Source organism: Mucilaginibacter sp. SMC90, from assembly GCF_022811725.1.
Lineage (GTDB): Bacteria > Bacteroidota > Bacteroidia > Sphingobacteriales > Sphingobacteriaceae > Mucilaginibacter.
Window position 1 is genome coordinate 6,883,500 of record NZ_CP094527.1, and the last position, 12,576, is coordinate 6,896,075.

At 42.2% G+C, this 12,576-nt stretch carries 12 protein-coding genes; 5 read left to right on the top strand and 7 right to left on the bottom strand.

The genetic code is table 11. The features are described from left to right. Positions 1-148: 148 nt before the first annotated feature. Positions 149-1,129: a deoxyhypusine synthase family protein gene (locus tag MTO98_RS28660; RefSeq protein WP_243482411.1), complete on the bottom strand. Its 981-nt coding sequence runs from the start codon at positions 1,127-1,129 to the stop codon at positions 149-151. A gap of 208 nt (positions 1,130-1,337) precedes the next feature. On the opposite strand from MTO98_RS28660, the gene MTO98_RS28665 reads away from it, so the two are divergent. Continuing rightward, entirely contained in the window at positions 1,338-2,465 is a 1,128-nt protein-coding gene (locus MTO98_RS28665; protein WP_243482413.1) for a polymerase, read from the top strand. A gap of 119 nt (positions 2,466-2,584) precedes the next feature. On the opposite strand, the gene MTO98_RS28670 is transcribed toward MTO98_RS28665, so the two are convergent. Then, positions 2,585-3,187: a hypothetical protein gene (locus MTO98_RS28670; protein WP_243482414.1), complete on the bottom strand. Its 603-nt coding sequence runs from the start codon at positions 3,185-3,187 to the stop codon at positions 2,585-2,587. 44 nt (positions 3,188-3,231) lie between these two features. Here MTO98_RS28670 and MTO98_RS28675 point away from each other — a divergent pair, with 44 nt between their 5' ends. The 3 genes from MTO98_RS28675 (at position 3,232) to MTO98_RS28685 (ending at position 6,719) form a co-directional block, all read left to right on the top strand. Then, entirely contained in the window at positions 3,232-4,107 is an 876-nt protein-coding gene (locus tag MTO98_RS28675) for a transglutaminase-like domain-containing protein (protein WP_243482415.1), read from the top strand. Between the two features lie 401 nt (positions 4,108-4,508). Beyond that, positions 4,509-6,038: a sensor histidine kinase gene (locus MTO98_RS28680; RefSeq protein WP_243482416.1), complete on the top strand. Its 1,530-nt coding sequence runs from the start codon at positions 4,509-4,511 to the stop codon at positions 6,036-6,038. Positions 6,039-6,041: 3 nt separating this feature from the next. Beyond that, positions 6,042-6,719 (top strand): LytTR family DNA-binding domain-containing protein, encoded by a 678-nt coding sequence (locus tag MTO98_RS28685; RefSeq protein ID WP_243482417.1) that lies wholly within the window; start codon positions 6,042-6,044, stop codon positions 6,717-6,719. Positions 6,720-6,778: 59 nt separating this feature from the next. Here MTO98_RS28685 and MTO98_RS28690 read toward each other — a convergent pair whose 3' ends face one another. The 4 genes from MTO98_RS28690 to MTO98_RS28705 form a co-directional block, all read right to left on the bottom strand. Then, on the bottom strand, positions 6,779-7,201 hold the full coding sequence (locus MTO98_RS28690; RefSeq protein ID WP_243482418.1) for a hypothetical protein: 423 nt from the start codon (positions 7,199-7,201) through the stop codon (positions 6,779-6,781). A 105-nt stretch (positions 7,202-7,306) separates the two neighbouring features. Beyond that, entirely contained in the window at positions 7,307-8,221 is a 915-nt protein-coding gene (locus MTO98_RS28695; protein WP_243482419.1) for an alpha/beta hydrolase, read from the bottom strand. Positions 8,222-8,446: 225 nt separating this feature from the next. Beyond that, positions 8,447-9,539 (bottom strand): peptide chain release factor 2 gene (gene prfB, locus MTO98_RS28700; protein WP_243482420.1). Its coding sequence is split into 2 segments (ribosomal slippage): positions 8,447-9,478 and positions 9,480-9,539, totalling 1,092 coding nucleotides; the frame shifts between segments, so codons are not numbered across the junction. 99 nt (positions 9,540-9,638) lie between these two features. Further along, positions 9,639-10,076, bottom strand: a complete 438-nt coding sequence (locus tag MTO98_RS28705; protein WP_243482422.1) for a hypothetical protein — start codon at positions 10,074-10,076, stop codon at positions 9,639-9,641. Positions 10,077-10,329: 253 nt separating this feature from the next. Here MTO98_RS28705 and pgi point away from each other — a divergent pair, with 253 nt between their 5' ends. Further along, positions 10,330-11,976, top strand: a complete 1,647-nt coding sequence (gene pgi / locus MTO98_RS28710; RefSeq protein WP_243482423.1) for a glucose-6-phosphate isomerase — start codon at positions 10,330-10,332, stop codon at positions 11,974-11,976. A 113-nt stretch (positions 11,977-12,089) separates the two neighbouring features. Here pgi and MTO98_RS28715 read toward each other — a convergent pair whose 3' ends face one another. Next, the gene (locus MTO98_RS28715) at positions 12,090-12,485 is read right to left on the bottom strand and encodes a DUF805 domain-containing protein (RefSeq protein WP_243482425.1); all 396 of its coding nucleotides are present in this window, start codon (positions 12,483-12,485) and stop codon (positions 12,090-12,092) included. Positions 12,486-12,576 lie beyond the last annotated feature (91 nt).

Genomic DNA, 12,576 nt, shown 5'->3' on the forward strand with positions numbered 1-12,576 from the left:
ATCGGTGACACATAAATGACACCAACCTATAATTTATAATCGTTCTAAATAGACAAAAAACTGCGTTTAAACGCTGCTAAATGCATATTACTGTCATTTGACATTTTTTTAGAAGAATTACAATCCAACTTTAATTATAAAATTTTATCTATTGTTTTAGTAACCAGGCAAAAATAAGCGGTGCAACAATAGTTGCGTCACTCTCTACTATAAACTTAGGCGTGTGAATGTCAAGCTTGCCCCAGGTTATTTTTTCGTTAGGAACAGCGCCCGAGTACGAACCATACGAAGTAGTTGAATCAGAGATCTGGCAGAAGTAGCTCCAGAAAGGCACATCATGCATTTCCATATCCTGGTAAAGCATCGGTACAACACATATTGGGAAGTCACCTGCTATACCACCACCTATCTGGAAAAAGCCGATGCCTTTGCCCGATGAGTTTTTAGTATACCAATCGGCCAGCCATGCCATGTATTCGATACCGCTTTTCATGGTTGATGCTTTCAGCTCGCCTTTAATTACGTACGAAGCAAAGATGTTGCCCATGGTTGAGTCTTCCCAGCCCGGTACAACAATTGGCAGGTTCTTCTCGGCAGCAGCCAGCATCCATGAGTTTTTAGGGTCAATTTCATAGTATTGCTCCAGTTCGCCGCTCAACAATATTTTGTACATGTATTCATGCGGGAAATAGCGCTCACCGCTGTCATCAGCATTTTTCCAGATCTTGTGGATATGTTTTTGCAAACGACGGAAAGCTTCCTCTTCGGGGATACAAGTATCGGTAACACGGTTATAATGATTTTCAAGCAGGTCCCACTCTTCCTGAGGGCTCAGGTCGCGGTAGTTAGGAACCCTTTTATAATGCGAATGTGCCACAAGGTTCATGATATCCTCTTCAAGGTTGGCACCAGTGCATGAAATGATAGCAATTTTATCCTGGCGGATCATCTCGGCCAAAGAAATACCCAGCTCGGCTGTACTCATGGCACCGGCTAAGGTTACCATCATTTTACCGCCTTCTTCAAGGTGTGTTTCATAGCCTTTAGCTGCATCCATTAATGCCGCGGCGTTAAAGTGCAGATAATTTCTTTCAATAAACTGCGAAATAGGTCCTCTTGTAGTGCTCATAATATTTCAATAAAATTTCAGCCGCAAAAGTAGACATTTTAGTTAAATTGGATTTTAAATGGAACTTTATCTTTTTATAACCATTTCATCCTGAAAATTAGCGTTTCCCGTCTCCCCTGCCCCACTCTGTATTGTCATGGTAATTTTAAAATACGCCCTGCAGAACCTTATATGGCAAAATGGGTTATATTAGCCACTACAAACACCTATGAAAAAACTTGTTACCTTAATACTGTTCTGCGCTATTTCAACCGGTGCCTTTTCACAAATATCTCACATGATAAAACGGATGTATTTTGATAAGGACACCACGCGTAAAAGCAGCTTTGTTATATTACCCGTTTTAAGTTCGGCCCCCGAAACCGGGCTTGAGGTTGGCGGCGCCGGCTTGTTATCTTTTTATACCGATACTTCCAAACTTAATACCCGTGTATCTAATGTTTTTGGCTACGCCTCTATAACTACCAAGGGCCAAAGCCGTGTAAGCCTCACCTCAAGCTATTGGACTCCCGGCAACAGCTATCACCTTACCGCGGGCGTTAGTTATATCAACTTCCCAATAGACTTTTATGGCATTGGCAACAATACTTTAAGGGCAAACTCCGACAGAATTGGCCAAAAACGTTTCAGGGTAAATTTTATAGGCGAAAAAAAGATCACCAACAACCTGTATGCAGGTATAACTGCCGGGGCCTGGGATTACAGTTTTACGGATGATGATAAAACCGGCATATTTTACACCGACCCGCGCGTTGAATACCGCGCCGGCGGGCCAAGCGCCTACATTGGCCCTACCGTTACATTTGATAACAGGGACAATAACACATACACCACCAGGGGCATCATTGTAAATGCCTACTTCCAGGCCATACATGGAATGTTTGGTAATAACGATTATAAAGGGGGCTTTTTTAATATCGAGTACTCGCAGTTTTTTTTACTGGCACCTAAATGGGTGCTTGGCCTCGATGTACAGGAGCAAAGCCTTACAGGTACCACCTCACCGTTTTATTTGTTGCCGGATTTGGGTAGCGACGAGTTAATGCGCGGTTACTATAATGGCCGTTTCCGCGACCGGAACATGATAGCCGGCCAGGCCGAACTGCGGTACCGCCTAAACGATCGTATAGGTTTTGCTGGTTTCGTTGGAGGCGGCGAGGTTTTCAAAAGCAACTTCAGTGCCTCCGAATTAAAACCAAACTACGGGGGCGGCATCCGCTACTTTTTCGATGTACAAAAAGGGATTGCCGTACGTATTGATTATGGCGTAGGCCAAAAGATCCCTAACGAGAAAAGGCTAACCGGCTTTTATATCGGGCTGGGGCAGTCGTTTTGATCTTTGAGTTCATAGTTAATGGTTCATAGCAAACATGCTATTATAAATGGATTTAAATGGTTTAATATAACCCACTTAGGCCATGAACCATGATCTATTAACCATGAACTAACCAACGGTTAATACCTCACCCTGAAATCTTGCTTACTCATTCCTGGTTTAAAAAACACCATGCCGATAAAATATAAATCGATAGTGACTTTAACCTGTTGAATTAATTTAAGCCTTTCCCAGGCTTGTTTGGCAGGCGCATTACGATGGATGTTTGTAAATATTACCACTGTATCATCATGAATAGCCGGCCTCATCTTTTCAATATAATCAACAGTGTTATGCTTCAGGGCATCTGCCAGGATCATATCAGCGCGGTATGAATTACCGAAACTGCCTTGTTTGATAACCTGCACTTCTGAAACGGCCCGGTTAATGATGAATTGGATAATATGATCTTCATCATCAGCAAACAATACCTGGTTGGGATTAAAGTAAACGGCGAAACGATAAAGGAGCCTGTAAAATTTTAACGGTAGTGTATTTATCACACTCTTGTCAGGATGTTGTTTTCTGAGATTTTTTTCGATTTCGCGGTACACTTTTTGATCGCCATAATCGTAAATAACAGTATCAATCAGCTTGTAAACAAATGGAGAATGTATACCGTGCCTGTTATTGGCCTCAAATCGGTGCCGCAGGTAATTCAGCCCATACCTTATATTATACATCGCTGTAAAAGTAAAAAAGGTTTAGTATTTTAGCATTACAGCATATGATAAATCCAACTGAAGTTAATTCATTGATCCGCTTGCTGGATGACCCGGACAGTGAAATTTATGGTCACGTTTATAACAAATTGTTTTCATATGGAGCCGAAGCAATAACCTACCTTGAATCGGCTTTTGAACAGGCTTTTGACCCTGTGTTGCAGGAGCGTATTGCTAATCTTGTACATGAGATCCAGTTTAGCAGCCTCAAAAACGATTTAAAACTCTGGAACCAAAGTGGTGCGTTCGATCTGCTGCAAGGCATCCTGATCATTAACCGTTACCAATACCCCGATCTTGATGAACAAAAAGTAATAAACCAGATAGAGGCCATTAAACGCGACATATGGCTTCAAATGATGAACGAAGCCAGCCCTAAAGAGCAGATCAAGCTAATTAACCATGTATTTTATAACATCTATGGTTTCAGCGGAAACACGGCCAATCACCTCGATCCGCAAAACAGCTATCTGAGCCAGGTACTCGAAACAAAAAAAGGCAACCAGATCTCGCTGGCTATTATCTATTCTATCATAGCGCAAAAACTGGATATTCCTGTATACGGCGTAAACCTGCCGCAGCATTTCATTCTTGCCTATCTTGATGAAAGTATGCAAAGCGAATTTGAAAGCGGGATCCTTTTTTACATCAATGCGTTTAACAAGGGTTTGCTGTTCGGCAGGCGCGATGTGGATATGTTCCTGAAGCAGCTTAACCTTAAATTTGATAAGCAGTTTTACGAACCCTGCTCAAACACCGATATCATTAAACGTGTACTCCGTAACCTCATCAGTGCCTACGAAAACCTGGGCTCGGCCGAAAAGGTGAGGGAATTGAACGAGTTGTTAGAAATAATGGACGATGCGCCCCCCGCCCCCTAAAGGGAGAGCTTTTGATTTATATGATTTCATCTTTTTGTTCCTGCCATTGTTCCCCCTTACGGCTACCGTGTACCCATAAGTTTTTAACAAAAATTATCATTTCGATAGAGCAGGGTAGGCCTAAGCACGGGGGCGAAAGAGAAATCTTATACGCCCTATAAGCGGCATTGCATAGTTCGCAAACTTGGCGTATAAGATTTCTCCTCACCACCTCCGCACATTCCCTCATCGGTTCGTTTCGAAATGACATCTTCTTTTATTAATGATAATAATTAAAAGATATGGGTACACGGTAGCCCTTTATGGGTTAGGGAGCTTCATCCCACCAAATCCCGGTTTCATCCCATTTATTTATTCAGTAGTATTGCGCATTATACCTTGCGGGCATAATTGAAATCAATATGAACTATCTGCTGAAAAAAGACCTGAACCTTGGCAAAATTGAATTTTGGGCCGCAAGCACTATTTATGCCTTCGCTACCATGCTGTTACTGGCCAAAGTAGCCAACAGTGCCGACACTGAAATATGGACCCCTTACCGGTACATGTTTAATAATTATCACCTTCATTACTCCTATTCCAAATATTACTTTTTTCCCGAGATATTCAGATATACCGCTTACTACGGTGCCTACCTGTTATGGAATTTTGTTATTGTACCCGGATTAGCCGCCAAATACCGCGTAGCATGGAACATTACTTTAGCGGTTACCCTGCTTGTTATCCTTTGGGCCCTGTTTGGCATCACCGATACCTGGTTAAAAGGATACCTGTTTTACCATAAATCGGCCGATTACGTATATAACCTCGTTTTTAAAACAAATGTGCTGTATGCTTTATGGGTAATGATGATGCTTACTTTTTACAGCATGATCAAGTACTCGGCAAGCTTCCTGTTAGGAAATATCGACAAAATACAGGCAAAATACCGGGTGCTTACTCACGATTGTATCATAGCCATTGTGGTTGTCATGATCATTACATTTTTGACGGCACTTGTTGACGGCCCAGTAGAGCTGATCACCACTTTTGTGATCATCGCGCCAACAGCCATCGGAATTTATGCGCTATCGTTTTATAGCTTAATACCTCAAACGCTGGCAAAAAACCGCGGCATTTTTAATTATCTGCTTAAAGTTGCCGGTATTATGATCATTATCGGGATTCCGATAGGTTTTATAACCGCACTTATTTTTGATCAGAAAGATCCGGTGTTCATTATTTTTGGCTTTAATTGCGGCATACAAATCCTGATTACTGCTCCTTTTGCCTGGATAGTTTATAAACGCAAACTGGCCGGTAACCAGGAAATAACCCATCTCAAAACTGCACTTGGCCGCTCCACTGCCGATCTGGATTTTTTGCGCTCACAGATCAATCCGCACTTTTTGTTTAACGCACTAAATACACTATACGGAACCGCCTTGCAGGAAAGTGCCGAACGCACTGCCGAAGGTGTGCAGCGCCTTGGCGATATGATGCGTTTTATGCTGCAGGAAAACATGCAGGAAAAGATATTGCTGGTACGAGAGATCGATTACCTGAACAACTACATCGCCCTGCAAAAACTCCGTACCCAAACCTCGCCGGATATTACTATAGTACTGCAGATAGAGGAGCATGTTAATGCGTTACAAATAGCACCAATGTTGCTGATCCCCTTTATTGAAAATGCTTTTAAACATGGCATTAGTCTGCGCGAGCCATCGCATATCAACATCAGCCTGCAAACCAAAGAAAATACGCTTTACTTTGATGTGCATAACAGCATCCACCCAAAAGTGGTTAACGATACAGAAAAGTATAACAACGGGATAGGATTGGAGAACGTTAAACAAAGGCTAACCCTGTTATATCCCAACAAACATGAGCTGGTGATCCGTGAAAGTGCCAAAGATTTTTTCATACATTTAACTATACAACTGCAATAAGCTTTGATTACAGCCATAGCCATTGATGACGAACCTATAGCACTCGATGTGATCCGCTCGCATGCTGCAAAGGTGCCCTTCCTTGACCTCAAGGCCGAATTTACCGATGCCTTTAAAGCGATGGATTACCTGCAGCGCGAACCGGTAGACCTTTTGTTCCTGGATATTAAGATGCCCGATATTTCGGGCATCGACCTGTTAACCTGCCTCAACAAAAAACCGCTGGTAATATTTACCACTGCCTACACCGAACACGCCGTTACCAGCTTTGAACTTGATGCGGTTGACTACTTGTTGAAGCCGTTTGCGCTTACCCGCTTCATAAAAGCTTGCAATAAAGCCTATGAGCTGTACAATTTCAGGAACACCGCCGATGTTAAAGATTACATTTTTCTAAAAACAGGCTATGAACAGGTACGCGTCAATTTCGACGACATCTATCACCTGGAGGCCACAGGCAATTATGTAAATTTTATTTTGAAGGATAGCAAGGTACTCACCCGCATGACCATTACCGAAGTTGAAGCCCTGCTGCCTGCCGAAAAATTCATCCGCATTCATCGTTCGTTTATTGCTGCTGTAAGTAAAATTGATAAGATAGAACGTCACCAGGTAACCATTAATGGTTTCATGTTACCTGTGGGCGGGGCTTATGTACAGAATTTGGGGATGATCAAATAACTGGGTTTAAATAATTAAAAACCAGGTCATTAAGGCATGAAGTAACGACACTTTTTAATCTACTCTACCACCAGCTTTTTCAGCGTAATCCCAATAGTCGCTGTTTTCCTTTTTGCTGCCGGCCCGTAGCTAAAGGCTATCTTATACATTTTTTTTGATTTGATCCAGTTAACAAATTTGGGATCGCAAACAGGGTTTAGTTTGTAAACATACTGCTGGGGCTTGACTTCCGATACTGCTACATAAATAGAGCCCGGCGCTTTACAATCTGCCGGGGCATCAACGTCACCCTGCTGATCGGCAACAAGGTACACCGCAATGCTCAGCGTTTTATGATCGGTATATACGTAACGCTTTTGCAGGTTGTTTAATACATAAGTCAGGTCCTGGTTGGATACACTTTTGTATTTGATAGATTGAGCAATAACATTAAAGCAGGCACCGGCAATTAGCAACACTGCAAACAGTATTCTTTTCAACATAAAATGATCATTAAGGTCGAACTTTGTATTTTTTCAAAAATACTGTTTACCTCAACAATAAAATTTGCTTACTGTTTTATTGGGTAAGAAATTAGTTGCTACAATTTATTTCCCGCTCAAAAAGCCATTCTCTTCCAGCCACGAAGCAGCCCATTCAAACCATTTGCCTTTATTTTTAGAATTGTTCATCCCAAAACCATGACCGCCTTCCTGGAAAAGGTGCAACTCGGCTTTTACCTTATTTTTCAAAAGTGCGTCATAAAATAACAGGCTGTTTTGTACTGGTACAACGGTATCGTCTTCGGCGTGCACTAAAAATGTAGGCGGGGTGTTAGCGGTAACCTGCTTTTCGTTCGAGTAAAGTTCTACCTGCTCTGCAGATGGACTTTTACCTACCAAGTTCTCCCTTGAGCCAACGTGGGCATATTCGCCAAAAGATATCACGGGGTAGATCAGCATCATAAAATCAGGGCGTACACTGATGTTTTCTTTATCTTCAATAACCGGCTTATCAAAATGTGTACCCTCGGTTGAAGCCAGGTGCCCTCCGGCTGAAAAGCCGATAATACCTATTTTCGACGGATTAATATTCCATTCCGCAGCATTTTTACGCACTGTGTATATAGCCATCTGCGCATCCTGTAACGGGCCAATGGATTTATCAGCCATGATATCGTCACTTGGCAAACGGTATTTCAACACAAATGCTGTTACACCAATGTTGGCAAATGCCTGAGCTACGGCCTTGCCTTCATGATCTGACGCCAGTCCTGAATATCCGCCGCCGGGGCAAACAACAATTGCAGCTCCGTTGGCTTTACCTTTTTCGGGCAGATAGGGCGTTAACGTAGGTTCTGTAACCATCGAGATCCAGCTCCTGTTATCAGTTTTTTCAACATAAGCTGCAGGGGCTTTTTTTGAATTAGGAACACCTTTAGGATAAAGAGGCATTGGCTTTTCCTGTGCATAGCAGGTAAATGTGATAGCGGTCAAGACTAAGGCAGATAAGATGGATTTCATATTTTTAAAAGGCAAATTGGATCTGTCCAAAATACAATTAATCTCTTGAAAACAAAACGGAGTATCAGAAATGATACTCCGTTTTGTTTTCATTCACAGCGGGCTGCCGCCATTTTTAACGTTGTCATCCTGAAGAACGAAGGGTCTTCTTCGCCCTGCAAATTAGTTATGCTTGGTGAAGAAGATGTTTCGCTATCGCTCAACATGACAAGTGTTTTTTATTCCTTACGTTTTCGGGCCACCAAATTCCATCAGGTAGGCTTTCAGGAAATCATCCAGATCGCCGTCAAGTACCGCTGCAGCATTGGATGTTTCATGATCGGTACGCAGGTCTTTTACCAGTTTGTATGGATGTAAAACATAGTTGCGGATCTGTGAGCCCCACTCTATCTTCTTTTTGTTGCCTTCAATAGCGTTGGTCAGTTCCATACGTTTGCGCATCTCAATTTCATATAACTGAGATTTAAGCAAGCGGATGGCATTATCCTTATTTTGTAATTGTGAGCGTGATTCCTGGTTTTTGATAATAATGCCCGATGGTTTGTGATATAAACGCACAGCAGTTTCCACCTTATTCACGTTCTGACCACCGGCACCTCCTGAACGGAAGGTTTCAAACTCGATATCGGCCGGGTTTACTTCAATTTCAATAGTATCATCAACTAATGGATAAACATACACCGAAGCGAACGAGGTATGCCGCTTAGCATTGGCATCAAACGGTGATACGCGCACCAAACGGTGTACACCATTTTCACCTTTTAAATATCCGTATGCAAATTCGCCTTCCAATTGCAGTGTAACGGTTTTTACGCCGGCTACGTCGCCTTCCTGGTAATCTTGCTCGGTTACTTTATAGCCATTCTTTTCGCCCCACATAATGTACATACGCATGAGCATACCGGCCCAGTCGCAGCTTTCGGTACCACCGGCACCGGCCGTAATCTGGAGTACAGCATTAAGCTGATCTTCTTCGGCCGAGAGCATATTTTTAAACTCAAGCTCCTCAACCACTTTTATGGCTGCATTATATTGTTCCTGCATTTCGGCCTCGGTGGCATCACCACCCTGGTAAAATTCAAAAAGCACACCCGCGTCATCAACAGCAGCTACTACTTTTTGAAAAGCATCTGTCCATACTTTTTTTACTTTGATGGATGCCAATACCTTTTCGGCCTCTTTAGGATGATCCCAAAAATGCGGACCTATGGTTATTTCCTGTTCTGCCTGCAATAATTCCAGCTTCTTATCAATGTCAAAGATGCCTCCTCAGGGAAGTTACTCTATCCCTTAAATCCTGAACTTGTTCTTTAGTCATGCGGCAAATATATATAATTTGAAAAATTGCTATAAATAAAAAGGCCTGCAAATTGTTTAACAATCAGCAGGCCCGTTCAATAGGCAGATGAATAGTATGTTAGGCAACCATCAGGTTGTTCACAAGCGGGCTCAGATCGGCACGGTTGCCATTAAGTTTTGTAAGCAGAGTACCCAAAGCAAACTCTTTTGCTTCACCGCTCTTGGTTTCTTTAACCAACTCGCTCATCACGGTTGGGATCAAAGCCTTTGCAGCAGCCAAAGCGCTGGCCGGATCGATACTATAAAAATTATTAAGCTTACTGGCAAAACTATTGGTAATGCTTGATACTAATGAATTGTTGTAACTACCCGAAAACTGAAAGTACTTAATAAGTTCCTTTACCTTGCCGCTTTCAAGCTGGCCTTTCAACACTTCAATGATAGAACTTGAAGCTTCATTGATCACTGCTTCATGATGTTTAGCAGGGATCACCGGGTTGTTGATAACAGCCGTCCCGGCGTTATCTTTTACAAGCAAAAACAGTTTTTCAAACATAGTAATACGTGCTTTTAAAGTAAATTTACAAAATGATGATAAATACCTCATTTGATTACCATCGACACAAATATATCAAATAAAAATTTTAAACTTCAAAATATTTTTGTAATTCTTTTGTAATTCTCATAATTTTTAGGTGTAAACTAAACACTATGCCAGCCGTGTTTAATTAACACTAAGACAGACAATTATTTTATTTAACAGCCACCTTACAATTAACTTTTTACTTTTGTTAAAAAACAACACAATTATGCTGCCAACTACCGATTTTACAACAACCCAGGCTTACAAATACCTTACAGATCATTACATTGATATTGTATCAAAAAGCCTTAAGGAAATGTTTGATGCTGATGACCAGCGCTTTAATAAATTCTCGATCCAGTTTGAGGATATCCTGCTTGATTATTCAAAGAACCGTATCGATGATGAAACCATCGCTTTATTGATACAACTGGCCAAAGAATGTTCACTAAAAGAGGCAATAGACGCCATGTACTCCGGCGAAAAAATCAACGTTACAGAAGGGCGGCCGGTACTGCACATCGCATTACGTAACCGCAGCAACACTCCTATTTATGTTGATGGCAAAGATGTTATGCCCGATGTAAATAAAGTGCTTGACCAGATGAAAACTTTCAGCGAAGCTATCATTTCGGGCGAGTGGAAAGGCTACACCGGCAAAGCTATTACCGATGTGGTTAATATTGGCATTGGCGGCTCAGACCTTGGCCCGGTAATGGTTACCGAAGCATTAAAAGCATACAAAAATCATTTGAACCTCCACTTTGTAAGTAATGTGGATGGCACACATATAGTTGAGACCCTGAAAGCGGTTGATCCTGAAACTACCCTGTTCCTGGTAGCTTCAAAAACTTTCACTACCCAGGAAACTATGGGCAACGCTCACAGTGCCCGCGACTGGTTCCTGGCCAGCGGTGCTACCGAAGCTGATGTGGCTAAGCATTTCGCAGCCCTTTCAACCAATGCAGCAGCTGTTGAAAAATTTGGTATCGACACCAAAAACATGTTTGAGTTTTGGGATTGGGTAGGCGGCCGTTACTCTTTATGGAGCGCTATCGGCTTATCTATCGCCCTAAGCATAGGCTTTGAAAACTTTGCCGACCTGCTTGCCGGTGCCCACGCTACCGATAACCATTTCAAATCTGCCGAGTTTGATCAAAACATCCCGGTTATTATGGGTTTGATCGGTATCTGGTATAATAACTTCTTTGAGGCCGAAACCAATGTTATTTTGCCTTACGATCAATACCTGCACCGTTTCTCGGCCTATTTCCAACAGGGCGATATGGAAAGTAATGGTAAACATGTTGACCGTAATGGTAAAGATGTTGACTACTCAACCGGTCCGATCATTTGGGGCGAACCCGGCACAAACGGTCAGCATGCTTTTTACCAATTGATTCACCAGGGTACTAAACTGATCCCTGCCGACTTCATTGCCCCGGCACAATCACACAATCCGCTTGGTGAGCACCACAACATGCTGCTGTCAAACTTCTTTGCACAAACCGAAGCTTTAATGAACGGTAAAACCGAAGAGGTGGTTGTTGAAGAGCTTAAAGCTGCTGGAAAATCAGACGAAGAGATTGCTAAAATTGCTCCGTTCAAAGTATTTGAAGGCAACCGTCCAACAAACTCATTCCTGATTAAAAAGATTACTCCATATACTTTAGGCGCACTGATAGCTGCATATGAGCACAAGATCTTTACCCAGGGCATTATCTGGAACATCTACAGCTTTGACCAATGGGGTGTTGAGCTTGGCAAGCAACTTGCCGGCAAAATCCTTCCTGAGTTAAAAGATAACGCTGAGATCAGCAGCCATGATTCATCAACCAATGGCTTGATCAATCAGTATAAAGCGTGGAGGTAAGCCCCCCAGCCCCCTGAAGGGGGAGTTTTATAATCTTAAACGCGAAACGCCCGGAAAATCCGGGCGTTTGTTGTTTTTATCTCTGCCGCGGGCTTCCAGCCCATGGTTAATCATCATTCTTTTGTTTCTGAAAAACCTTCTGTTGATTGATTTTGTGGTGATGGAAAAGGACTTTGATAATCGGCCGAATCAAATGGTGCGTTCACACCTTTAGGATTGTCGCCATATTGATTTTCACCAGCTTGGCCCTCTGCAAACAAAAGTACAAAAACATAAAACGGTATGATCTGGAACCAACCGCTCTTTCCTAAGTCATGGCAACGCTTAGCCCCTTGCGACCATAAAAACCAAAGTAACGGAACCATCCCCAAAACTCCAGCTCCCGCTATTCCGGTTCCAGATTTCATGATGCCGAGCACAACGACATAACAAATAACGTAAATAATAAAGCTGATGCCATATTCCGTTCTGCGGATGCGGCCTTCGAAAGAAAATAAATTCCGGAACATGATTTAAATGATTAGGTTAGGAATAAATTAATTGCTTAAAGATATTATTTAGATATAAAATGAAAGAACTTATCATGCAGATTTTTTTGAC

Excerpts from the sequence above, each read along its gene's own strand:
- MTO98_RS28675 (WP_243482415.1), top strand. The coding sequence starts at position 3,232 with ATGATAAATCCAACTGAAGTTAATTCATTGATCCGCTTGCTGGATGAC.
- MTO98_RS28715 (WP_243482425.1), bottom strand. The coding sequence starts at position 12,485 with ATGTTCCGGAATTTATTTTCTTTCGAAGGCCGCATCCGCAGAACGGAA.
- MTO98_RS28705 (WP_243482422.1), bottom strand. The coding sequence starts at position 10,076 with ATGTTTGAAAAACTGTTTTTGCTTGTAAAAGATAACGCCGGGACGGCT.
- MTO98_RS28660 (WP_243482411.1), bottom strand. The coding sequence starts at position 1,129 with ATGAGCACTACAAGAGGACCTATTTCGCAGTTTATTGAAAGAAATTAT.
- MTO98_RS28665 (WP_243482413.1), top strand. The coding sequence starts at position 1,338 with ATGAAAAAACTTGTTACCTTAATACTGTTCTGCGCTATTTCAACCGGT.
- MTO98_RS28695 (WP_243482419.1), bottom strand. The coding sequence starts at position 8,221 with ATGAAATCCATCTTATCTGCCTTAGTCTTGACCGCTATCACATTTACC.
- pgi (WP_243482423.1), top strand. The coding sequence starts at position 10,330 with ATGCTGCCAACTACCGATTTTACAACAACCCAGGCTTACAAATACCTT.
- MTO98_RS28690 (WP_243482418.1), bottom strand. The coding sequence starts at position 7,201 with ATGTTGAAAAGAATACTGTTTGCAGTGTTGCTAATTGCCGGTGCCTGC.
- MTO98_RS28680 (WP_243482416.1), top strand. The coding sequence starts at position 4,509 with ATGAACTATCTGCTGAAAAAAGACCTGAACCTTGGCAAAATTGAATTT.
- MTO98_RS28670 (WP_243482414.1), bottom strand. The coding sequence starts at position 3,187 with ATGTATAATATAAGGTATGGGCTGAATTACCTGCGGCACCGATTTGAG.